16 protein-coding genes and 2 pseudogenes are annotated in these 21,986 nt (G+C 68.4%); 17 read left to right on the top strand and 1 reads right to left on the bottom strand.

The features are described from left to right. Positions 1-48 precede the first annotated feature (48 nt). The 4 genes from ABFB10_RS03400 to ABFB10_RS03385 all read left to right on the top strand — a co-directional run bounded on the left by ABFB10_RS03400 (position 49) and on the right by ABFB10_RS03385 (position 3,987). On the top strand, positions 49-930 hold the full coding sequence (locus ABFB10_RS03400) for an ABC transporter permease subunit (protein WP_347165408.1): 882 nt from the start codon (positions 49-51) through the stop codon (positions 928-930). A 9-nt stretch (positions 931-939) separates the two neighbouring features. Beyond that, the gene (locus ABFB10_RS03395) at positions 940-1,839 is read left to right on the top strand and encodes an ABC transporter permease subunit (RefSeq protein WP_347165406.1); all 900 of its coding nucleotides are present in this window, start codon (positions 940-942) and stop codon (positions 1,837-1,839) included. 109 nt (positions 1,840-1,948) lie between these two features. Next, positions 1,949-2,992 (top strand): ABC transporter ATP-binding protein, encoded by a 1,044-nt coding sequence (locus ABFB10_RS03390; protein WP_347165405.1) that lies wholly within the window; start codon positions 1,949-1,951, stop codon positions 2,990-2,992. Then, on the top strand, positions 2,989-3,987 hold the full coding sequence (locus tag ABFB10_RS03385; RefSeq protein WP_347165404.1) for an endonuclease/exonuclease/phosphatase family protein: 999 nt from the start codon (positions 2,989-2,991) through the stop codon (positions 3,985-3,987). Before ABFB10_RS03390 ends, ABFB10_RS03385 begins: the two co-directional genes overlap by 4 nt. A gap of 84 nt (positions 3,988-4,071) precedes the next feature. Here ABFB10_RS03385 and ABFB10_RS03380 read toward each other — a convergent pair whose 3' ends face one another. Next, positions 4,072-5,247, bottom strand: a complete 1,176-nt coding sequence (locus ABFB10_RS03380) for a BaiN/RdsA family NAD(P)/FAD-dependent oxidoreductase (protein WP_347165403.1) — start codon at positions 5,245-5,247, stop codon at positions 4,072-4,074. A 217-nt stretch (positions 5,248-5,464) separates the two neighbouring features. On the opposite strand from ABFB10_RS03380, the gene ftsW reads away from it, so the two are divergent. The 13 genes and pseudogenes from ftsW (at position 5,465) to recN (ending at position 21,911) form a co-directional block, all read left to right on the top strand. Continuing rightward, positions 5,465-6,634, top strand: coding sequence for a putative lipid II flippase FtsW (ftsW, locus tag ABFB10_RS03375; RefSeq protein WP_347165401.1), 1,170 nt, complete (start codon positions 5,465-5,467; stop codon positions 6,632-6,634). Positions 6,635-6,757: 123 nt separating this feature from the next. Further along, on the top strand, positions 6,758-7,912 hold the full coding sequence (locus tag ABFB10_RS03370; protein WP_347165400.1) for a UDP-N-acetylglucosamine--N-acetylmuramyl-(pentapeptide) pyrophosphoryl-undecaprenol N-acetylglucosamine transferase: 1,155 nt from the start codon (positions 6,758-6,760) through the stop codon (positions 7,910-7,912). A 13-nt stretch (positions 7,913-7,925) separates the two neighbouring features. Continuing rightward, complete coding sequence (gene murC, locus ABFB10_RS03365) at positions 7,926-9,323, top strand: UDP-N-acetylmuramate--L-alanine ligase (RefSeq protein WP_347167921.1); 1,398 nt, start codon at positions 7,926-7,928, stop codon at positions 9,321-9,323. A 426-nt stretch (positions 9,324-9,749) separates the two neighbouring features. Next, positions 9,750-9,997, top strand: a pseudogene (locus tag ABFB10_RS03360) (DUF2484 family protein). Between the two features lie 513 nt (positions 9,998-10,510). Further along, positions 10,511-11,431, top strand: a complete 921-nt coding sequence (gene murB / locus ABFB10_RS03355; protein ID WP_347165399.1) for a UDP-N-acetylmuramate dehydrogenase — start codon at positions 10,511-10,513, stop codon at positions 11,429-11,431. 177 nt (positions 11,432-11,608) lie between these two features. Further along, positions 11,609-12,523 (top strand): D-alanine--D-alanine ligase, encoded by a 915-nt coding sequence (locus ABFB10_RS03350; protein ID WP_347165398.1) that lies wholly within the window; start codon positions 11,609-11,611, stop codon positions 12,521-12,523. Positions 12,524-12,663: 140 nt separating this feature from the next. Then, the gene (locus ABFB10_RS03345; protein ID WP_347165396.1) at positions 12,664-13,731 is read left to right on the top strand and encodes a cell division protein FtsQ/DivIB; all 1,068 of its coding nucleotides are present in this window, start codon (positions 12,664-12,666) and stop codon (positions 13,729-13,731) included. Between the two features lie 2 nt (positions 13,732-13,733). Further along, complete coding sequence (gene ftsA, locus ABFB10_RS03340; RefSeq protein WP_347165395.1) at positions 13,734-15,062, top strand: cell division protein FtsA; 1,329 nt, start codon at positions 13,734-13,736, stop codon at positions 15,060-15,062. A 15-nt stretch (positions 15,063-15,077) separates the two neighbouring features. Beyond that, positions 15,078-15,755, top strand: coding sequence for a class I SAM-dependent methyltransferase (locus tag ABFB10_RS03335; protein ID WP_347165394.1), 678 nt, complete (start codon positions 15,078-15,080; stop codon positions 15,753-15,755). A gap of 492 nt (positions 15,756-16,247) precedes the next feature. After that, positions 16,248-17,882 carry a cell division protein FtsZ gene (gene ftsZ, locus ABFB10_RS03330; protein ID WP_347165392.1) on the top strand — a complete coding sequence of 545 codons (1,635 nt, stop codon included), beginning with the start codon at positions 16,248-16,250 and terminating at the stop codon, positions 17,880-17,882. A gap of 430 nt (positions 17,883-18,312) precedes the next feature. Further along, positions 18,313-19,239, top strand: a complete 927-nt coding sequence (gene lpxC, locus ABFB10_RS03325) for a UDP-3-O-acyl-N-acetylglucosamine deacetylase (RefSeq protein WP_347165390.1) — start codon at positions 18,313-18,315, stop codon at positions 19,237-19,239. 128 nt (positions 19,240-19,367) lie between these two features. Then, complete coding sequence (locus ABFB10_RS03320; RefSeq protein WP_347165388.1) at positions 19,368-20,222, top strand: outer membrane protein assembly factor BamD; 855 nt, start codon at positions 19,368-19,370, stop codon at positions 20,220-20,222. A 35-nt stretch (positions 20,223-20,257) separates the two neighbouring features. Beyond that, positions 20,258-21,911 (top strand): annotated as a pseudogene (gene recN, locus ABFB10_RS03315) (DNA repair protein RecN). Positions 21,912-21,986 lie beyond the last annotated feature (75 nt).

Here is a 21,986-nt window from a genome sequence, read left to right as displayed (position 1 = left end):
AACCGAAGGGCCGCGAGCGCGCGGCCCTTCCCCGTTCTGGAAACACCTATGAAACGCGCCGGATTCGACAACCGCTGGCTGCCGATGCTGCTGCTGGTGCCGCAGCTTTCGATCATCTGCCTGTTCTTCTACTGGCCCGCATGGCAGGCGCTGCGCTCGTCCTTCTACCTCGAAGACCCCTTCGGACTGGGGCAGACCTTCGTCGGGCTGAAGAACTACACGCGGCTCTGGGACAGCGCCCAGTACATGCGGAACGCCTGGTTCACGGTCTGGTTCTCCGGCGTTGTGACGCTGTTCTCGCTGGGCATCGCGCTGCTGCTGGCGGTCAAGGCCGATACCGTGCTGCGCGGGGCAAAGACCTATCGCACGCTGCTGATGTGGGTCTACGCGGTGGCGCCTCCGGTGGCGGGCTTCATCGCGCTGATCGTCTTCAACCAGCGCTGGGGCCCGCTGACAGAGTTCTTCTCGCAGTTCGGCTGGGACATCCGCATCCGGCTGGATTACCACGACACCGCCTTCGCGATGATCGTGGCAAGCATCTGGAAGCAGGTGCCGGTGAACTTCATCTTCTTCCTCTCGGGGCTTCAGTCGATCCCCCGCGCGGTGCGCGAGGCGGCGCTGATCGACAACCGCTCGGGCTTTTCGCGGTTCTGGACGGTGACCTTCCCGCTGCTGGCGCCGACCGGCTTCTTCCTGCTGATCATCAATATCACCTACGCGCTTTTCGAGACCTTCGGGATGATCGACACGATCCTGCGCAACAACCCGGGCGATATGCCGGTGACGCTGGTCTATCAGGTCTACCTCGACGGCTTCCGGGGGCAGGACATCGGCGGATCCTCGGCGCAGTCGGTGGTGCTGATGGTCCTCGTGCTGGCGCTGACGATCTTCCAGTTCCGGATGGTCGAACGCCGCATCCACTATACCTGAGGCGACCCCATGGCAGATATCACCCAAGCCGCCCCCGTGACCCGTCCCAAGATCCACCGCGCGCCCTTTCGCTGGGGCGCGGTGGTCAACCACGCGGTGCTGATCGCAGGCGCGCTTTTCATGATCGCGCCGCTGCTGATGCTGGTGCAGATGAGCACCATCCCCGACGCGGAGATCCTGCGCTCGGGCCCCTCGCTGGAGATCGGCGACCGCTTCGGCGCCAACCTGGACAAGGCGCTCTTCGGCTCGATGAGCTATTCCGGCGAGACCACCGGCCTGAACATGTTCCGCAACTCGATGATCCTTGGCCTCGGCTTCGCGGTGGGCAAGATCGTCATCGCCATGATGGCGGCCTATGCCATCGTCTATTTCCGCCTGCGTTTCGCCACGCTGGCCTTCTGGCTGATCTTCACCACGCTGCTGCTGCCGCTCGAGGTGCGCATCGTGCCCAGCTACGAGATCACCCAGAAGCTGGGGCTGCTGAACACGTGGACCGGGCTGATCGTGCCGCTGATCGCCTCGGCCACGGCGACCTTCTTCTTCCGGCAGTTCTTCATGTCGGTCCCCGAGGAACTGGTCGAGGCGGCGAAGATCGACGGCGCCGGGCCGGTGAAGTTCTTCGTCGACATCCTCGTGCCGCTGTCGCGCACGATGATCGCGGCGATGTTCATCATCATGTTCGTCTACGGCTGGAACCAGTATCTCTGGCCCACCATGGTCTCGACCGAAGAGGGCAAGTTCACCCTGGTGCAGGGGATCAAGCAGATCACCCAAAGCCTTGAGGGTGGGCATATTCCCGAGTTCGGGCGGTCCAACATCCTTGCGGTGCTGGCGGTGATCCCGCCGGTCGCGGTGGTGGTCTTCTTCCAGCGCTGGTTCGTGAAGGGCCTGACGGAGTCCGACAAGTGACACCCGCGGACCCGCGCGGGTCCGGCGGTCAACGACAAGACGCCCCGCCGCGACGGGCGGGCGCCCGGATCGCGGCCAGCCGCGCGGGCGACAGGAAAGGACAGAAAAGATGGCGACGGTAACGCTGGATCAGCTGCGCAAGGTCTACCCCAACGGGTTCGAGGCGGTGAAGCCTTGCTCCTTCCGCATCGAGGACGGAGAGTTCCTAGTGCTGGTCGGGCCTTCGGGCTGCGGCAAGTCCACGCTTCTGCGCATGGTGGCGGGGCTGGAAGAGATCACCGAGGGCGAATTGTCCATTGGCGAGCGCGTCGTCAACACCGTCGACCCGGCGGACCGCGACATCGCCATGGTGTTCCAGAACTACGCTTTGTATCCCCATATGACGGTGCGCAAGAACATCGGCTACGGGCTGAAGAACCGCCGCACACCCGCCGCCGAGATCGCCGCGAAGGTCGAAGAGGCGGCGCGGATGCTGAACCTGACCGACTACCTCGACCGCAAGCCCGCGCAGCTGTCGGGCGGCCAGCGCCAGCGAGTTGCCATGGGCCGGGCCATCGTGCGCGACCCCGCGCTGTTCCTCTTCGACGAGCCGCTGTCGAACCTCGATGCCAAGCTGCGCAACCAGATGCGGATCGAGATCAAGGCCCTGCAGCGGCGCCTTGGCGTGACGGCGATCTACGTCACCCATGATCAGGTCGAGGCGATGACCATGGCCGACCGCATCGTGGTGCTGAACGGCGGGCGCATCGAGCAGATCGGCACGCCTTCCGAGATCTACCACCAGCCGGCCTCGACCTTCGTGGCCTCTTTCATGGGGGCGCCGCCGATGAACCTGATCGAGGCCAGCTTTGCCGAGGGTGCGGTCCGGCTGGCGGATGGCACCGCGGTGCTGACCGCGCCCAGCGGGCGCAGCGGGCCGATCACGCTGGGCATCCGCCCCGAGGACGTGCGCATCGGCGATGGCGAGGCGACCTTCGACGTGGCGCTGGTCGAGGAACTGGGCGCGCACCGGCTGCTGCACGGGCAGGTGGCGGGCCAGCCCTTCACCGCGCATGTGCTGAAGGATTCCCCGATCACGCGCGACCGGCATCGCGTGGCCCTGCCGCGCGAGGCGCTGGCGCTCTTCGACCATCAGACGGGGCACCGGCTGTGACCGCGCGTCTGGACAGCCTGCCGCCGGTGACCGGGGCGCAGCGCGCCGCCTTGCTGGCGGGGCCGCGCACCGCCGGGGTCCACCGCGCGCTGATGGCCGAGGTGCCCGCGATGGCCGCCGTCGAGACCGGCGGCACGGCCTCCGCCGAAACCCTGCCCGCGGTGCTGTCGGTGGTGGCGTGGAACCTCGAACGCTGCCTCTTCCCCGAGGACAGCGCCGCACATCTGGAGCGTTTCGCGCCGGACCTGCTGCTGTTGTCCGAGATGGATCACGGCATGGCCCGCACCGGCCAGCGCCACACGACCGCAGAAATGGCCCGGGCCCCGGGCATGACCTATGCCTACGGGGTCGAATTCTTCGAGATGGGCCTTGGCGGCCCGACCGAGCGGCCTTTCTGCACCGATGATTTCAACAGTTTGGGCTGGCACGGCAATGCAATCCTGTCGCGGGTGCCGATGCGCGCCGTGACGCTGATCCGGCTGGACGATCACGGCCACTGGTACAGCGCGGCGGCGGGCGCCGACCCCGAGCAGCCGCGCCTTGGCGGGCGCATGGCGCTGGCCGCGGTGGTCGAAACGGCGGCGGGGCCGCTCTGCGTTGTCTCCACCCATCTTGAAAGCAATGCCGACGCCGCGCACCGGTCGCGGCAGATGGCGGTGCTGCTGGACGGGGCAGAGGCGTTCGCCCCCGGCCTGCCGGTGCTGATCGGCGGCGACCTGAACACCGGCAATCACCTGCCGCCCGATTTCGACTGGCGCCGCGAGACGCTGTTCGCCGAGGCCGAGGCCCGTGGCTACCACTGGGATTTCACCGCCGAGGGCATGACCACGCGCCCCAGCTTGATCACCCCGCACCCGGAGCGGGTGATGAAGCTCGATTGGTTCGCCGGGCGCGGGCTGTCGCCGCTGGAGGGCGCGGTGGTCTCCTCGCTGGATGCGGCGGGCCGACCGCTGTCGGATCACGACGCGGTCTGGTGCCGCGCGCGGATGGGGTAGCGGCGGGGTGCCGACGCAGTCTTCGACGAAGACTGCGTCGGCGGGCAGGGTCTTCGTCGAAGACCCTGCGCCCGCCCGGCGCCCTCAGCCCGCGCGATGCCGGGCGGCGGCCATGGCCGAGGCCCGTGCCCACTGGAAGTTGTAGCCGCCCAGCCAGCCGGTGACGTCCAGCGCCTCGCCAATGGCATAGAGGCCGGGCAGGGTCTTCGACATCATCGTGCGGCTGTCGAAGCCGTCGGTGTCGATGCCGCCCAGCGTGACTTCGGCGGTGCGGTAGCCCTCGCTCGCCGCGGGCTTCAGGCGCCAGCCGGTCAGGCTTTCGGTCAGAGCGGCGATGCGACGGTCCGAGAGGTCGGCGAGATTGCCCGTCAGGTCGAGGCTCTCGCCCAGATGCGCAACAAGGCGCTGCGGGAGGTGCCGGGCCAGTTCGGTGGTCAGCGACCGGCGGCCCTCTGCGGCGCGGGCGGATTTCAGCACCTCCGACAGATCGGCGCCGGGAAAGAGGTTGGCGACGATTTCTTCGCCCTCGCGCCAGTAGCTGGAGATCTGCAGGATCGCCGGCCCGGACAGGCCCCGGTGGGTGAAGAGCAGCGCCTCGTCGAAGCCCGCCCGGTCGTTCGACAGCCGCGCCGGGGTCGAGACGCCCGAGATCCCGGCGAAGCGGCCCTTTTCGAAGACCAGCGGCACGAGGGCGGGGCGGGTCTCGGTGATGGCATGGCCGAATTGCCGGGCGAGGTCGTAGGCAAGGCCGGTGGCGCCCATCTTGGGGATCGACTTGCCCCCGGTCGCAAGGATCAGCGCCCCGGCGGTGACGGTCTCGCGCCGTCCCTCGCGGTCCAGCGCCACGCGAAAGCGCCCGTCCGCATGGGTCACGCCCGCCACCGTGGTCTTCAGCCAGAGATCGGCCCCGGCCTGCGCCATCTCCTGCCGCAGCATGTCGACGATCTGCGTGGCCTTGCCGTCGCAGAACAGCTGGCCCAGCGTCTTTTCGTGCCAGGCGATGCCGTATCGCCCGACGAGGTCGAGGAAATCCCACTGGCTGTAGCGCGCCAGCGCGGATTTGTGGAAATGCGCATTGGCGCCAAGGAAGGCCTCTGGCCCGCAGTGCAGATTGGTGAAGTTGCAGCGCCCGCCGCCGGAGATGCGGATCTTCTCGCCGGGGCTGGCGGCGTGATCGACGACCAGCGTGCCGGGGCCGGCGTGGGCGGCGGCCATCATGCCGGCGGCGCCGGCGCCAAGGATCAGGGTGCGGACTTGCATGGCCTGCCCTCTATGCCAGCCGCGCGCGCTTGGAAAGGGGCCGAAGGACCGCGCGGGGCGCCGTTTTCCGGCGCGGAAAACGGGCCGAATTCTTTCAAAGAATTCGCTACCGCCCTGCCAGAGTGGGATTTTTCTGGCTTGACCGGGCGGCTTCGGCTAGACTGGACCACAGACCCGGACAACCGGGCGTTTTTCGAGGCAGTCGAGCGGTGCTCTCATGACAGAGATGGTTTATGGCACGGTACCCGTGAAGGGTGGCGAGCCGGTCCTCCCCAAGTGGTGGCGGACGGTGGACAAATGGGCCTTGTCCTGCATCCTGATGTTGTTCGGGATGGGGATCCTCCTCGGGCTGGCGGCCTCTCCGCCGCTGGCCGAGCGCAACGGGCTGACCCCCTTCCACTACGTGCAGCGGCAGGCCTTCTTCGGCGGGCTGGCGATGATCGCCATGTTCCTGACCTCGATGATGACGCCGCTGATGGTGCGGCGCCTTGCGGTCATCGGCTTCCTTGTGACCTTCGTGGCGCTGGCCATGCTGCCGTTTTTCGGCACCGATTTCGGCAAGGGCGCGGTGCGCTGGTACAGCCTTGGCTTCGCCTCGCTGCAGCCCTCGGAATTCCTGAAGCCGATGTTCGTCATCGCTTCGGCCTGGATGATGGCCGCGGGGCAGGAGCTTGGCGGCCCGCCGGGGCGGCTGTATTCCTTTGTCCTGTGCTTCGCGATCGTGATGATGCTGGCGGTGCAGCCCGACTTCGGTCAGGCCGCGCTGGTGCTGTTCGGCTGGGGCGTCATGTGGTTCGTGGGCGGTGCGCCGATGATGCTGCTGGTCGGTCTGGCCGGGCTGGTCGTCATGGGCGGCATGCTGGCCTATAACTCTTCCGAGCACTTTGCCCGCCGGATCGACGGCTTCCTGTCGCCGGATGTCGACCCGACCACCCAGCTTGGCTATGCCACCAACGCGATCCGCGAGGGCGGCTTCTTCGGCGTCGGCGTGGGCGAGGGGCAGGTGAAATGGTCGCTGCCCGACGCGCATACCGATTTCATCATCGCCGTCGCCGCCGAGGAATACGGCCTAGTCATGGTGCTGGCGATCCTCGCGCTTTACGCGACCATCGTGGTGCGCAGCTTCATCCGGCTGATGCGCGAGCGCGACCCCTTCATCCGCCTCGCGGGCACCGGCCTTGCGGCCATGTTCGGCGTGCAGGCGATGATCAACATGGGCGTCGCGGTGCGCCTGCTGCCGGCCAAGGGCATGACGCTGCCCTTCGTCAGCTACGGCGGCTCGTCGCTGATCGCGGGCGGCATCGCCGTCGGCATGCTGCTGGCCTTCACCCGGGCCCGTCCGCAGGGCGAGATCGGGGACATCCTGCGCGGACGGCGGCAGGCCTGAGACAGCGCCGGGGCCCTGCCTGCGGGCCCGGATGCGCGGAAAGGTGCCGCTGATCCCGCGATGATGGACCCGGGGCAGGCTGTGGTATAACAGGCCCCGAACGCGGGCACGGGAGATGGTGGAATGGCGGGGCAAAGGCCTCTGTTGGTGATGGCGGCGGGCGGTACGGGCGGGCATATGTTCCCCGCGCAGGCGCTGGCCGAGATCATGCTGCGGCGGGGCTGGCGGGTGAAGCTGTCCACCGACGCGCGCGGGGCGCGCTACACCGGCGGCTTTCCCCATTCGGTCGAGATCGAGCAGGTCGCCAGCGCGACCTTCGCGCGGGGCGGCCCGCTGGCCAAGCTGGGCGTGCCCTTCCGCATCGCCGGCGGCGTGCTGTCCATGGCGCGGCGGATGCGCCGGGACCGGCCCTCGGTGGTCGTGGGCTTCGGCGGCTATCCCTCGATCCCCGCGCTTGGCGCGGCGCGGCTGCTGAAGCTGCCGCGGATGATCCATGAACAGAACGGCGTGCTGGGCAAGGTCAACACCTTCTTCGCCGACAAGGTCGACGCGGTGGCCTGCGGCACATGGCCGACCACGCTGCCAGAGGGCGTCGAGGCGTTCCACACCGGCAACCCGGTCCGCATGGCGGTGCTGGAACGGGCGGCGGCGGGCTATATCGCGCCCGGACCCTACCCGATGTCGGTGCTGGTGATCGGCGGCAGCCAGGGCGCGCGGACACTGTCGGACGTGGTGCCGCCGGCGCTGGCGGGGCTGCCGCTGGAGATGGTGCAGAACCTGCGTGTCAGTCATCAGGCCCGCGACGAGGACGGCGACCGCGTCGCCACCTATTACGCCGAGAACGGGCTTCAGGCCGATGTGCAGCCGTTCTTTCAGGACGTGCCCTCGCGGATGTCCGAGGCACAGCTGGTGATCTCGCGCTCGGGCGCCTCTTCGGTGGCGGATATCGCGGTGATCGGGCGACCGTCGATCCTGATCCCCTATCCGCATGCCACCGGCGACCACCAGAATGCCAATGCCCGCGCACTGGTCGAGGCGGGCGCGGCGATCCGCATTCCCGAGACGAAGCTGACCATCGAAAGCCTGACCGGGGCGATCCATTCGATCCTGTCGAACGAAAGCGGCGCGATCCAGATGCAAAGGGCGGCGCTGAGCGTCGCCAAACCCGAGGCCGCCGAGGAACTGGCGGCCCTCGTGGAACACTTGGCCGGGACAAGGCCTTACCTACAGGCAGAACAAGAAAACGAGGGCATGGGACATGAAGGACCTGGAGCTTGAGCGGGCGGCGGTCATGACAGGGGCGACCAAGCTGCCCGGAGACGTGGGGGCGATCCACTTCGTCGGCATCGGCGGCATCGGCATGTCCGGCATCGCCGAGGTTCTGCTGAACCACGGCTATTCGGTGCAGGGCTCTGACCTCAAGGCCTCGAAGATCACCAAACGGCTGGCCGAGATGGGCGCGCGCGTCTTCGAAGGCCAGCGGGCCGAGAACCTCGAAGGCGCCGACGTGGTGGTGATTTCCTCGGCGATCAAGCCGGGCAACCCCGAGCTGGACGAGGCGCGCCGCCGTGGCCTGCCCGTCGTGCGCCGGGCCGAGATGCTGGCCGAGCTGATGCGCCTGAAGTCCAACATCGCCATCGCGGGCACCCACGGCAAGACGACGACCACCACCATGGTCGCCACGCTGCTGGACGCGGGCCAGTTCGATCCGACCGTGGTCAATGGCGGGATCATCCACGCCTATGGTTCCAATGCGCGGATGGGGCAGGGCGAGTGGATGGTGGTCGAGGCCGACGAGAGCGACGGCACCTTCAACCGTCTGCCCGCGACCATCGCCATCGTGACCAATATCGACCCCGAGCATATGGAGCACTGGGGCACGATCGAGAACCTGAGGCAGGGGTTTTACGACTTCGTGTCCAACATCCCCTTCTACGGGCTGGCGGTCTGCTGCACCGATCACCCCGAGGTGCAGGCGCTGGTGGGCCGTGTCACCGACCGCCGCGTGACCACCTACGGCTTCAACGCTCAGGCGGACGTGCGCGCGGTGAACCTGCGCTACGAAAAGGGCGTCGCGCATTTCGACGTCGCCTTCCAGGTCTCGGGCGACGTGATCGAGGGCTGCACCCTGCCGATGCCGGGCGACCACAACGTGTCGAACGCGCTGTCGGCGATTGCCGTGGCGCGGCACCTGGGCATGTCAGCGGATGAGATCCGCGCGGCGCTGGCCGCCTTCGGCGGCGTCAACCGGCGCTTCACCAAGGTGGGTGAAGTGGGTGGCGTGACGGTCATCGACGACTACGGCCACCACCCGGTCGAGATCGCCGCCGTGCTCAAGGCCGCCCGTCAGGCGACCGAGGGGCGGGTGATCGCCGTGCACCAGCCGCACCGCTACTCGCGCCTGTCGCATCACTTCGACGAGTTCTGCACCTGCTTCAACGAGGCCGACGTGGTCGCGATTGCCGAGGTCTTTGCCGCCGGTGAGGATCCGATCCCCGGCGCCACGCGCGACGATCTTGTCGCGGGCCTCGTGCGCCACGGCCACCGCCATGCCCGCGCGATCCGCGACGAGGACGATCTGGAGCGGCTGGTGCGCGAACAGGCCCAGCCGGGCGACATGGTGGTCTGCCTTGGCGCGGGGACGATCAGCGCCTGGGCCAATGGCCTGCCGGAGCGTCTGAAGGGCTGAGGCCCCGGCTGGCGTTAAAGGGGAGGGGTGGGTTCCTGTCCTGCCGGTCATGCGCCTTTCCCTCTGCGCTTGCGGGCTGGCATTGCGATGCCGGCCCTTTTTCTGGGGGCGCAGGCGGCGGGGTGCCCGCCTGTCGTCGCTCCGCTGTTCGCCGCGATCCTGAGAGCTGGCGAGACCGCGCAGATCTCGCCCGCCGGGCGGATCGTCGGGGCGTCGGGGCGCCTAGGGCCGGGGCGCTCTGGCCGGTCCCCGGCAGCCCGAGGTGGCACGAAGCCCGGGGGATCTGCCCCGGCCCAAGCGCACAAGAGGGCGGCAGGCGCCTTCGCAGGGGCATTTTTCGCGATAATCCCACCTTTGCGCTCTTGCCCCGGCGTAGCCTGGCGCGCATAGTTGCGGCGCCCGGGGGGCAACAGGAAAGGGACGGCCATGACCATCTCACTCATGTTGGCCTGCCTCTGGGCGGTGGCGGCCAATGTCTTGGCAATTCTCCCTCGCGAGATGATCACTGGACCCGGGCCTATTGGCTGATCGGGGTGGGCATCCCGCTGCTGGGCTATGTCACCTACCAGAACGGGCCGTGGATCGGGCTGATCGTGCTTTTTGCGGGGATGAGCATCCTGCGCTGGCCCCTGCGCTACCTCGGTGCATGGGTAAAACGGCGCACGACGGGTTGAGCGGGGTCTGACCCGGGGTCAGCGGGCTTGGCGGGTGATCCGTCCCGCGCGGGCGATCCGCTTTCCGGTGCGGCCTGGCCGCTGAGCGCGGTTTCGGTGGGCTGAAAGCGGCTTCGAAGCCGCTTCCCGCCCGGCAGCCACCGGCATCGCTTCGGGCCTGCCTGTCCCTGCGTCGGGGCGCCATCGGGTGCCTTGCCGCGCGGTGCTGAAGCGGCTTCGAAGCCGCTTCGGCCCCGGCCGCACCCGCGGGCGCATCCCGCCGGGCGCGGGGGTCGGGGATACCGGACTATGGGAACCGCTGCGGCGGACGCACAGTTGTCCCGACATCGAAGGGATTGCCGCCATGCTTCTCGCCGTACCGTTTGCAGCCTTCTTCCTGGCCCTCATTGCGGGCCATCAGGCGCTGTCCCGGGGGCGGGGCGATGTGCTGGCGGGGCTGGTCGCCCGGCCCGGTCGCGCAGGCCTCCGCCGGTCGGGCTTGCCCTGCCGCGTCCGGCGGCGTAGCACAAGCCCATGATCCAGATGCCCCAGACCCGTGGCCGGCTGACCCCGGACCGTCCCCTGAACGACCTGACCTGGCTGCGCGTCGGCGGTCCCGCCGACTGGCTGTTCCAGCCCGCCGACCGAGAGGACCTGAAGGCCTTCCTTGCGGCGCTGGATCCGGCGGTGCCGGTCTTTCCGATGGGCGTCGGGTCCAACCTGATCGTGCGGGACGGCGGGCTGCGGGCCGTGGTCATCCGTTTGGGCCGGGGCTTCAACGGGATCTCGGTCGAGGGCAGGCGGGTCACCGTGGGCGCCGCGGCGCTGGACGCCCATGTGGCCGTGCGCGCCGCCGAGGCGGGCGTCGACCTGACCTTCCTGCGCACCATCCCCGGCAGCATCGGCGGCGCCGTGCGCATGAACGCCGGATGCTACGGCACCTATACCGCCGATCACCTCAAGGCGGTGACGGTGGTGCTGCGCGACGGTCGCGAGGCGGTGCTGGACGCCGCCGCGCTGGACCTGCAGTACCGGCAGAGCAGCCTGCCCGAGGGCGCGGTGATCGTCGAGGCGGTCTTCGAGGGGCTGCCGGGCGATCCTGCCGCGCTGGCCGCGCGCATGGAGGCGCAGCTGAAGAAGCGCGACGAGACCCAGCCCACCAAGGATCGCACCGCCGGCAGCACCTTTCGCAACCCGGCGGGGTTCTCCTCGACCGGGCGGGCGGATGACGTGCACGATCTGAAGGCCTGGAAGGTCATCGACGAGGCCGGAATGCGCGGTGCCACGCTGGGCGGCGCGCAGATGAGCCCGAAGCATTCGAACTTCCTTGTCAACGCCGGGGGGGCCACCGCGGCGGACCTCGAATCACTTGGCGAGGAAGTGCGAAAAAGGGTTTTCCAACACAGCGGAATAGAGTTACACTGGGAAATCATGCGGGTCGGCGAAGCAGGGTAACTGCGCGACCCGCCAAGATTGGGCCGAAACCGGCCCTGACAAGGTCGGACCCCACGCGGTCCGGGCGAAAAAAAATGGGCCGGAAAACGGCCCCGGCAGAAGACAGGCAGCACCATATAAGCTGCATAGAAGTGCGCAGCGACGGAACGGTCGTCGCGCCGGAAGAGGCGGTTTGGGATGTCGAGCAGGACACTCCCGAAGGTGGCGGTATTGAAGGGCGGACCCTCGGCTGAACGCGAGGTCTCGCTGGTTTCCGGTCGGGAATGTGCCGCCGCCCTGAGGGGCGAAGGATATGATGTCACCGAGGTGGATGCCGGGCCGGACCTGGTCGCCCGGTTGCAGGCGCTGAAGCCCGACGTGGTCTTCAATGCGCTGCATGGGCGCTGGGGCGAGGACGGCTGCGTGCAGGGCATGCTGGAGTGGCTGCGGCTGCCCTATACCCATTCCGGCGTGCTGGCCTCGGCGCTGGCCATGGACAAGGAGCGGACCAAGCAGGTCTACCGCGCCGCCGGTCTGCCGGTCTGCGAGAGCCTGCTGGCCGAGAAGGCCGAGGTCATGGCGCGGCATGTCATGGCGCCGCCCTATGTGGTCAAACCCTACAACGAAGGCTCTTCGGTGGGTGTCTACCTCGTCGACAAGGGCGCCAACACGCCGCCGCGCCTGTCCGAGGACATGCCCGGGGTGGTCATGGTCGAGGCCTTCGCGCCGGGCCGGGAACTGACCACCACGGTCATGGGCGACCGCGCGCTTGGGGTGACCGATATCGTGACCGATGGCTGGTACGACTACGACGCCAAGTACAAGGCGGGCGGGTCGCGCCACGTCTGCCCCGCCGAGATCCCCGCCGAGATCACCGAGGCCTGCCTCGACTACGCGCTGCGCGCGCATCGGGCGCTGGGGTGCCGGGGCGTGTCGCGCACCGATTTCCGCTGGGACGAGGACCGGGGCCTGGACGGGCTGATCCTGCTGGAGACCAACACCCAGCCGGGCATGACGCCGACCTCGCTCTCGCCCGAGCACGCCGGGCTGGTCGGCCTGAGTTTCGGCCGGTTCTGCGCCTGGATGGTGGAGGATGCCTCATGCGATCGCTGACGGAGGGGCCGCCGGCGGGCCGGGGCGCCGGGGTGTTTGTGCACAGCAGAAGCACCGGGTTCGCGGCATGGGCCGAGGGCGCGCTGCGCGGCGGCTGCGGTTTCGGGGTATTTGGGCCAAGAAGAAGCACGGGGGTCTGGATGACCGGCGCGCCGGCGCGCCCGGGGCGGCGCGACGGCGCGGTCTGGTCGCGCCTGCTGGCGGAAACCGGGGGCGGCATGGTCGAGGTGAACCACGACGGGCCGCAGATGGCGCGGCTGGACCCGCGCGTCTCGCGCATGCGCTACCGGATGGAGCGGCTGATGCTGACGCCGCTGTTCCGCTTCACCCTGCGGGTCGGGCTGCCCGTCGCGCTGTGTTTCGGCGGCGCCTCGCTGTGGTTCTCGACCGAGGCCAACCGCGAGGCCTTCAACCTGATGGTCAGCGACGTGCAGGCGGCGGTGCAGAACCGCCCCGAGTTCCAGGTCAAGCTGATGGCGGTCGACGGCGCCTCTGTGCCGGTGGCCCAGTGCGATCCGGGCCGAGATCCCGGTCGATTTCCCGATCAGCTCTTTCGAGCTGGACCTGACCGAGATGCAGGCCCGGGTGGCGGCGCTGGACGCCGTCCGCTCGTGCTCGATCTGCGCATCCGGCAGAGCGGTGTCCTGCAGGTGGACGTGGTCGAGCGGCAGCCGGTGGTGTTGTGGCGTGCCGCGGACGGGCTGTTCCTGCTGGACGAGGAGGGGGTCACCGTCGGACCGGCGGGCAGCCGGATGGAGCATGCCGACCTGCCGGTCATCGCGGGCGACATCCTGCGTCCCGAGGATGCGGCGCTTCTGGCGGCGCGCTCGGCGACGCTGTCCGATGCGGACCGGCGGCGCGCCGAGGCGTTGCGGCTGAGCATGCGCGAGGTCGTTTCCGAGGCGCTGGCGCTGTATCGGGCGGCGGAACCCCTGCAGGGGCGGCTGCGCGGCTTCGAGCGCATGGGCGCCCGGCGCTGGGATGCGGTGCTGGATCGGGATCAGCGCATCCTTCTGCCCGAGAACGGTGCCGTGCGGGCGCTGGAGCATGTGACGGCGCTGGCGCTGGCGCCGCATGTCAAACTTCTGTCGCGCGATCTGCTGGCGGTCGATCTTCGGCTGCCGCATCGCCCGACCATCAGATTGAGCGACGACGCCTTGCAGGAACTCTGGCGCGTCAAGGCATCCAAAGCCGGTGGGGACCAATAACAATGATCGAGCTGTACGAATCCCAAAGGGCCATGCGGAACATGCGCCGCGCCGCCATGCAGCGCGGTGTCGTGGCGATCCTGGACGTCGGGTCCTCGAAGATCGCCTGCCTCGTGCTGCGCTTCGACGGGACCGACCCCAGCGACGACGGCATCGGGTCGCTGGCCGGGCAGTCCGGCTTTCGGGTGATCGGCGCGGCAACCACGCGGTCGCGGGGCGTGCGCTTCGGCGAGATCCACTCGATGAGCGAGACCGAGCGCGCGATCCGCACCGCCGTGCAGGCGGCGCAGAAGATGGCGGGCATCCGGGTCGACCATGTCATCGCCGCCTTCTCGGGTGCCGAGCCGCGCAGCTACGGGCTGGCCGGGCAGGTCGAGGTCATGGGCACCACGGTGGACGAGCAGGACGTGGCCCGGGTGCTCTCGGCCTGCGACGCGCCGGACTTCGGCCACGGGCGCGAGGTGCTGCACGCGCAGCCGGTGAACTTCGCGCTGGACCATCGCTCTGGCCTGATCGACCCGCGCGGGCAGATCGGCAACGAGCTGTCCTGCGACATGCACATGCTGACCGTCGATGCGCAGGCGATCCAGAACCTCGCCTATTGCGTCAAGCGCTGCGATCTGGAACTGGCCGGTCTGGCCTCTTCCGCCTATGTCTCGGGCATCTCGGCGCTGGTCGAGGACGAGCAGGAACTGGGCGCGGCCTGCATCGACATGGGCGGCGGCGCGACCGGCCTGTCGATCTTTATCAAGAAGCACATGATTTATGCCGACACCGTGCGGATGGGCGGCGACCACGTGACCTCTGATATCTCCATGGGGCTGCAGGTGCCGATGGCCACCGCCGAGCGCATCAAGACCTTCTATGGCGGCGTCGTGGCCACCGGGATGGACGACCGCGAGATGATCGAGACCGGCGGCGAGACCGGTGACTGGGAACACGACCGCCGCACCGTCAGCCGTGCCGAGCTGATCGGCATCATGCGCCCGCGTGTCGAGGAGATCCTCGAAGAAGTGCGCGTGCGGCTGGACGTGGCGGGCTTCGACCACCTGCCCAGCCAGCAGATCGTGCTGACCGGCGCGGCCAGCCAGATCCCCGGCCTCGACGGCCTCGCCTCCAAGATCCTCGGCCAGCAGGTGCGCCTTGGCCGTCCGCTGCGCGTGCATGGCCTGCCGCAGGCGGCGACCGGGCCGGGCTTTGCCAGTGCGGTGGGCCTGTGCCTTTTCGCGGCGCATCCGCAGGACGAATGGTGGGATTTCGAACTGCCGGTCGACCGGCTGCCCGCGCGCAGCCTGAAGCGTGCCGTGCAGTGGTTCCGCGAGAACTGGTAACAAGGTGCTGTTCAGATGAGTTTTCTCAAGAAGCTGCTTGGCAAAGGCGGCAAGACGCCCGATCGGTCCGATCAGGCGGTTTACCTGCATGACTATCCGGGCGGCTACGACGAGTATCGCAAGACGCAGATCCACCACAACAAGCGCAAGCTGGACAAGGTCTGGGCGGATGAAACCGTGCTCGACCGCGTGGTGGCGGACCTGCGCGCGCGCGGGCTGGGCAAGAGCGGCATCTGCCACGGTGCCCGCAACGGCTTTGAGGTTGCGCATCTGCGCCGGGCGCTGGACGGCGACGTGATCGGGACCGACATCTCGGACACCGCGACCCAGTTCGACCACATGGTGACCTGGGATTTCCACGATCCGAACCCCGAGTGGGAGGGCCGGTTCGACTTCGTCTATACCAACTCTCTGGATCAGGCGATGGAGCCGCAGAAGGCGCTGGCCAGCTGGGCCCGGCAGATCCAGCCGAAGGGCTGCATCTACATCGAGCACACCATGGGCCATTCCGCGCAGGAGGCCGGGGCCAAGGATCCCTTCGGCGCGCATCCCATGGTGATGCCCTACCTGATCTTCCAGTGGGGGCGGGGCCGCTACGCGCTGGCCGACATCATCGAGGTCGAGGCCAAGGCCAACAAGAACATCCCGGCATGGCTTTTCGTCCTGCAGAGAACCGACGCCGAGGCCGTGTAAGGCGGCCATCGCGGGGCCGAAGCCGCGACCTGGCGGAGTGGGCCGAGGCCCGGGCCGACGCGCCGGGCGCGGTCCCGAGGCGCCATGTCCCTGCGCCGCCGCGCGGGCTTGACGGGAGGGAAGGCGCCGCAACGGGCGCCTTTCCGCATTTTCGGGCGTGACCTTCGGGCGCCTGTGGATTACTATGTGCATAACACCCCCGCAGAGGGGCCATCCGAGGCTGACACGGGTCGGGCAGACCCCCATTGGATCGACTGGACAAGCACCGCAGGTCTCGCGGCCTCTGTCGGCATGCTTGTGTCCGGGTTGCCTGAATATACCCGATATGGCGGTCTCGGCGAAAACTCGCAGAAATGCGGCAGGAATGTGGCCGATTTGGTAGAAATCTGCTGTTTTTCTGGTGACGCCCGCGTTAACAGCGGCTAGAGTTGACAATAACGGACCGACGACAGGTCCGGCAGTTGGGTGACAAAGACACAGGCGGACATATTCATGGCACTGAACCTCTCCATGCCCGGACAGGACGAACTGAAACCTCGTATCACGGTCTTCGGCGTGGGCGGGGCAGGCGGCAATGCCGTCAACAACATGATCGACAAGAACCTCGAGGGTGTCGATTTCGTTGTCGCCAACACCGATGCGCAGGCGCTGCAGCAAAGCCGGGCCGCCAGCCGCGTGCAGCTGGGCGTGAAGGTGACCGAAGGGCTGGGCGCGGGCGCGCGTCCCTCTGTCGGTGCCGCCGCCGCCGAAGAGAGCATCGAGCAGATCGTCGACCACCTTGCCGGGGCGCATATGTGCTTCATCACCGCAGGCATGGGTGGCGGCACCGGCACCGGCGCCGCGCCGATCATCGCGCAGGCCGCGCGTGAGCTGGGCGTGCTGACCGTCGGCGTCGTGACCAAGCCCTTCCAGTTCGAGGGCGCCAAGCGGATGAAGCAGGCGGAAGAGGGTGTCGAGACCCTGCAAAAGATGGTCGACACCCTGATCATCATTCCGAACCAGAACCTGTTCCGCCTCGCCAACGAAAAGACCACCTTCACCGACGCCTTCTCGATGGCCGACGACGTCCTGTACCAGGGCGTGAAGGGTGTGACCGACCTGATGGTCCGTCCGGGCCTGATCAACCTCGACTTCGCCGACGTCCGCGCCGTGATGGACGAGATGGGCAAGGCGATGATGGGCACCGGCGAGGCCGAGGGCGAAGAGCGCGCGATCCAGGCAGCCGAGAAGGCTATAGCGAACCCGCTGCTGGACGAGATCAGCCTCAAGGGCGCCAAGGGCGTGCTGATCAACATCACCGGCGGCCACGACCTGACCCTCTTCGAACTGGACGAAGCCGCGAACTGCATCCGCGAGCAGGTCGACCAGGACGCCAACATCATCGTCGGCTCGACGCTGGATGAAGGCATGGGGGGCCGGATGCGCGTGTCCGTCGTGGCGACCGGCATCGATGCCTCCGACAACGTCGGCGACATGCCGGTGCCGCGCCGGTCGCTGCGCACGCCGCTGCCGCAGTCGACCGAGGTGGCTCAGCCCGAGGCCGCGGCGCCCGCGCCGCAGCCCGCACCGGTTGCCGCTCAGGCGCCTGCAGCCGCCCCGGCTCCGACCCACGCGCCGGAACCCGAACCCTCGCTGTTCTCGGGCATTGAAGAGACGGCGCAGTACGAAGAGCCGCAGCAGCACTATCAGCCCGAGCCGGTGGCTCAGGACGACGGCTTGCCGCCGCCCGCCTACCAGCCGCAGGTGGCCGAGTTCCGCCCGCAGCCGGACACCATCGAGGCCGATCCGCAGGACTACGTGGCGCCCCGCAATGCCGTGCCCGGCACGCCGAGCCCGCAGACCATGGACCGGCTGAAGGCCGCCGCCGCGCGCCAGCGTGAAGAGCAGGCCGCAGCCCGTCCCGCGCCGCAGCAGCACGCCGAAGACAAGCCGCGCTTCTCTGTCAATTCGCTGATCGGTCGGATGACCGGCCAGAACGAAGGATACGGCGGGCAGGCGCCGCAGGCGCGGCGCCAGCAGCCGACCATGCAGTCGCGCCCGTCGCCGGCCCCGGTGCAGCAGCACGATACGGATGCCGAAGACGACCGGATCGAAATCCCCGCCTTCCTGCGTCGTCAGGCCAACTGACCTGCCAGAGGCCGGACCCCGAACAAAAGCGCCTCCCGGACGATCCGGGGGGCGCTTTTCTTTGTGGAAGGAGAGCCCGGTGAAGACAGCTGCCGGCCATGTCCCGACATTCCGGCGGGGCGCGGCTGGCCCGGTCCCGGCGAAAATCCGGGGCCTTCGAGGCCTGTCAAAGCAGGGGTGACACGCACTTTCCGGCGCCGCCATCAGGGGTCTTTCCTTTCCCTGCTCGTCTCTAAAAGTGGATTTATATCAGTGCCTTGATTGGTCTTTCCGGGGCATTGGGCGGGGTTCTGCCGATGGCTTTCGGGCCGATGTTTCACTCGGTTGCAATCTTTGATTTGAGAGCCCGCCCCCCATACCCTATCTACCCTTCAAGGTCGCACTTCCGTGGGGGGAGTGCGAAGTTTTCTAGGTCAACCGGAGGTTTGTCGTGCAAACCACCCTGCGTTCATCCGTATCTTTCGACGGCGTCGGTCTGCATTCCGGCGAACCCGCCCGGCTGACCATCCGTCCCGCCGCCGCCGATCACGGCATCCGGTTCCGCCGCACCGACATCGCCCTTGGCGATACCTGCATCCCGGCCCTCTGGGATCAGGTGGAGGTCTCTCCGCTGTGCACGCGCATCGTCAACCGCGCCGGGGTCTCTGTGTCGACAATTGAACACGTGATGGCCGCGCTGGCGGGCTGCGGCGTGCACAACGCCCTTGTCGAGATCGACGGCCCCGAAGTGCCGATCCTCGACGGCTCTGCCGCGCCCTTCGTGCGCGGGATCGTGTCCCGCGGCGTCCGCCTGCTGGGCAAGCCGCTGCGGGCGATCGAGATCATTGCGCCGGTCGAGGTCCGCACCCAGCACGGGCTGGCCCGGCTGTCGCCGGCCACGGGGGACGGGCTGTCGATGGATTTCCGCATCGCTTTCCCGGATGCCGCCATCGGCGAGCAGTCGAAGCGGCTGGACCTTGCCAACGGCACCTTCGTGCGCGAGCTCTGCGACAGCCGCACCTTCTGCCGCGCCGCTGATGTCGACGCCATGCGGGCGGTGGGCAAGGCGCTGGGGGGCACCTACGAGAACGCCGTCGTCGTGGATGGCGACAAGGTGCTCAGCCCCGGCGGTCTGCGCCACGCCGACGAGGCCGTGCGCCATAAGATGCTCGATGCCCTGGGCGATCTCGCGTTGGCGGGCATGCCGATCCTCGGCCACTACGAGGGGGACAAGGCGGGGCATGCCATGACCAATGCGCTGCTGCATGCGCTCTTTGCCACGCCAGAGGCCTATCGCGTTGTGATCGTGGACGAATCCACCGCAGCCCGGCTGCCGGGCGCGGGTGTCCGGCAGGCCGAGATTCCCGCCGTCGCCTAAGCGCGGGGCTTGGGCGAGATGCTGCGCAGAAAAGGCATCAACAGGCGTTTTGCACCGGAAATTAATGTGCTAGACCCTTCGCCAAGACGGCCTTATTGACGGGTCGGACAACAGCAGGGGTGGCGGACATGACGGGGGGCAGATCGACGGGATTGGTGGCCGTGACGGCCATGATCACCCTGTTTCTTGCCGGATGCGGCGGCGACGGCGCCCGCGACAAGGGGCCGGGCAACACGCCGCTGGAATCCTATACCGCCAAGCAGATCTTCGAGCGTGGCGAATACGAGATCAACGCCAAGGATTGGGGCGACGCGGCCTTCTACTTCGGCGAAGTGGAACGACTGTACCCCTATTCCGAGATGGCCAAGCGTGCGCTGATCATGCAGGCCTACGCCTATCACAAGGACCGCGAATACGATAATGCGCGCTCTTCGGCGCAGCGGTTCATCGACTTCTACCCGGCGGATGAGGACGCGGCCTACGCGCAGTATCTGCTGGCGCTGTCCTACTACGACCAGATCGAACTGGTGGGCCGCGATCAGGGGCTGACCTTCCAGGCCCTGCAGGCGCTGCGCACGGTGATCGAGCGCTATCCCGACAGCGAATATGCGCGCTCTTCGATCCTGAAATTCGACCTCGCCTTCGATCACCTCGCCGGCAAGGAGATGGAGATCGGGCGCTACTACCTGAAACGCGACCACTTCGGCGCGGCGATCAGCCGGTTCCGCGTGGTGGTCGAGGACTTCCAGACCACCACCCACACGCCCGAGGCGCTGCACCGGCTGGTCGAATCCTACCTGTCCCTTGGCCTGACCGCAGAGGCGCAGACGGCGGGCGCGATCCTTGGCTACAACTACCAGTCGACCGAGTGGTACGAGGACAGCTACAAGCTGCTGACCCGGCAGGGGCTGAAGCCCGAGGTTCTGGGCGACAGCTGGCTGGCGCAGATCTACCGCCAGATGATCAAGGGCGAGTGGCTTTGAGGGAGGTGGGGTAACTCCCCACCCAAGGGCTGACCATGCTCCGCGCGCTTGAAATTCGCGACATGCTGATCATCGACCGGCTGGATCTTGAATTCCAGCCCGGTCTCAACGTGCTGACCGGCGAGACCGGGGCGGGCAAGTCGATCCTGCTGGACAGCCTCGGGCTTCGTGCTGGGCTGGCGCGGACGCGCCGCGCTGGTGCGGACGGGGGCCGAGCAGGGCGAGGTCGTGGCCGAGTTCCAGCTGCCCGAGGGCCACGCTGCCTTCGCGGTGCTGGAAGAGGCGGGGCTGCCGGTCTCGGACGAGTTGATCCTGCGGCGGGTAAACACGGCGGACGGGCGCAAGACCGGCTGGGTGAACGACCGGCGGGTCTCGGGCGAGGTGCTGCGGCAGCTGTCCGACACGCTGGTCGAGCTGCACGGCCAGCATGACGACAAGGGCCTTCTGGACCCAAAGGGGCACCGGGCCATCCTCGATGCCTATGCCGCGACCGATGCCGCGCGCGAGGCGGTGCGCGGCGCATGGCGCGACCTGAATGCGGCCCGCAAGGCCCGCGACAAGGCCGTCGAGGCGCTGGAAGCGGTGCGCGCGGAAGAGGATTTCCTGCGCCACGCGGTCGACGAACTGACCAAGCTGGCGCCGCAGGCGGGCGAGGAAGAGGCGCTGGACAAGCGCCGCCGCGCCATGCAGGCGGCCGAGAAGATCCGAGACGACATCGCGCAGGCCTCGAATGCGCTGGGATATGACGGGGCAGAGGGCGCCATGGCCAGCGCTCTGCGCTGGCTGGAAGGCGCGGCGGACAAGGCCGAGGGCAGGCTCGACGCGCCGATCGCGGCGCTGGCCCGCGCCATGGCGGAACTGGACGACGCTGCGCGCGGCGTGGCCGAGTGCCTTGACGCGCTGGAGTTCGACCCGGCGGAACTGGAAGACACCGAAGAGCGGCTCTTTTCCCTGCGCGGTCTGGCGCGCAAGCACGGCGTGCTGCCGGACGAGCTGGCCGGGCTGGCCGAGACGCTGGGCGCCCGGCTGGAGGCGCTGGACGCGGGCGAGGCGCGGATCGGCGACCTCGACCGCGCGGTGACAGAGGCCAGCGGCGCCTATGATGTCGCTGCCGAGGCGCTGAGCGCGGCCCGCCGGGACGCGGCCCTGCGGCTGGACAGGGCGGTGGCGGCAGAGCTGGCCCCCCTGAAGATGGAGCGCGCGGTCTTCCGCACCGAAATCGCCGAGGCCCCCGCCGGGCCCGAGGGCCGCGATGCGGTGGCCTTCACGGTCGCGACCAATCCGGGCGCACCTTCGGGGCCGCTGAACCGCATCGCCTCGGGCGGGGAGCTGTCGCGCTTCCTGCTGGCGCTGAAGGTCTGCCTCTCGGAAGAGCAGGGCGGCGGCGTGACGATGATCTTCGACGAGATCGACCGGGGCGTCGGCGGCGCCACGGCGGACGCTGTCGGGCGGCGGCTGAAGGCATTGGCCGAAGGCGGGCAGGTTCTGGTGGTGACCCATTCCCCGCAGGTGGCGGCGCTTGGCGGCCATCACTGGCGCGTGGCGAAACGGGTCGAGGCCGAGATGACGCTCTCCGAGGTGGTGCCGCTGGCCCTTGAAGACCGCGAGGCGGAAATCGCCCGGATGCTCTCGGGCGACACGGTGACCGCAGAGGCCCGCGCCGCGGCCCGGGCGCTCCCGGCCGGCTGACCCTCCCGCACGGCCCCGGGGGCCGCGATGGCACTATCGCCGCGCCGATGGAAGTCCGAGGACCGTCTGCCTGTC

It is taken from the genome of Ponticoccus litoralis, from assembly GCF_039769985.1.
Lineage (GTDB): Bacteria > Pseudomonadota > Alphaproteobacteria > Rhodobacterales > Rhodobacteraceae > Ponticoccus > Ponticoccus litoralis.
Note: the sequence above shows the minus strand (reverse complement) of the source record. Positions and strands in the feature narration are given on the sequence as shown.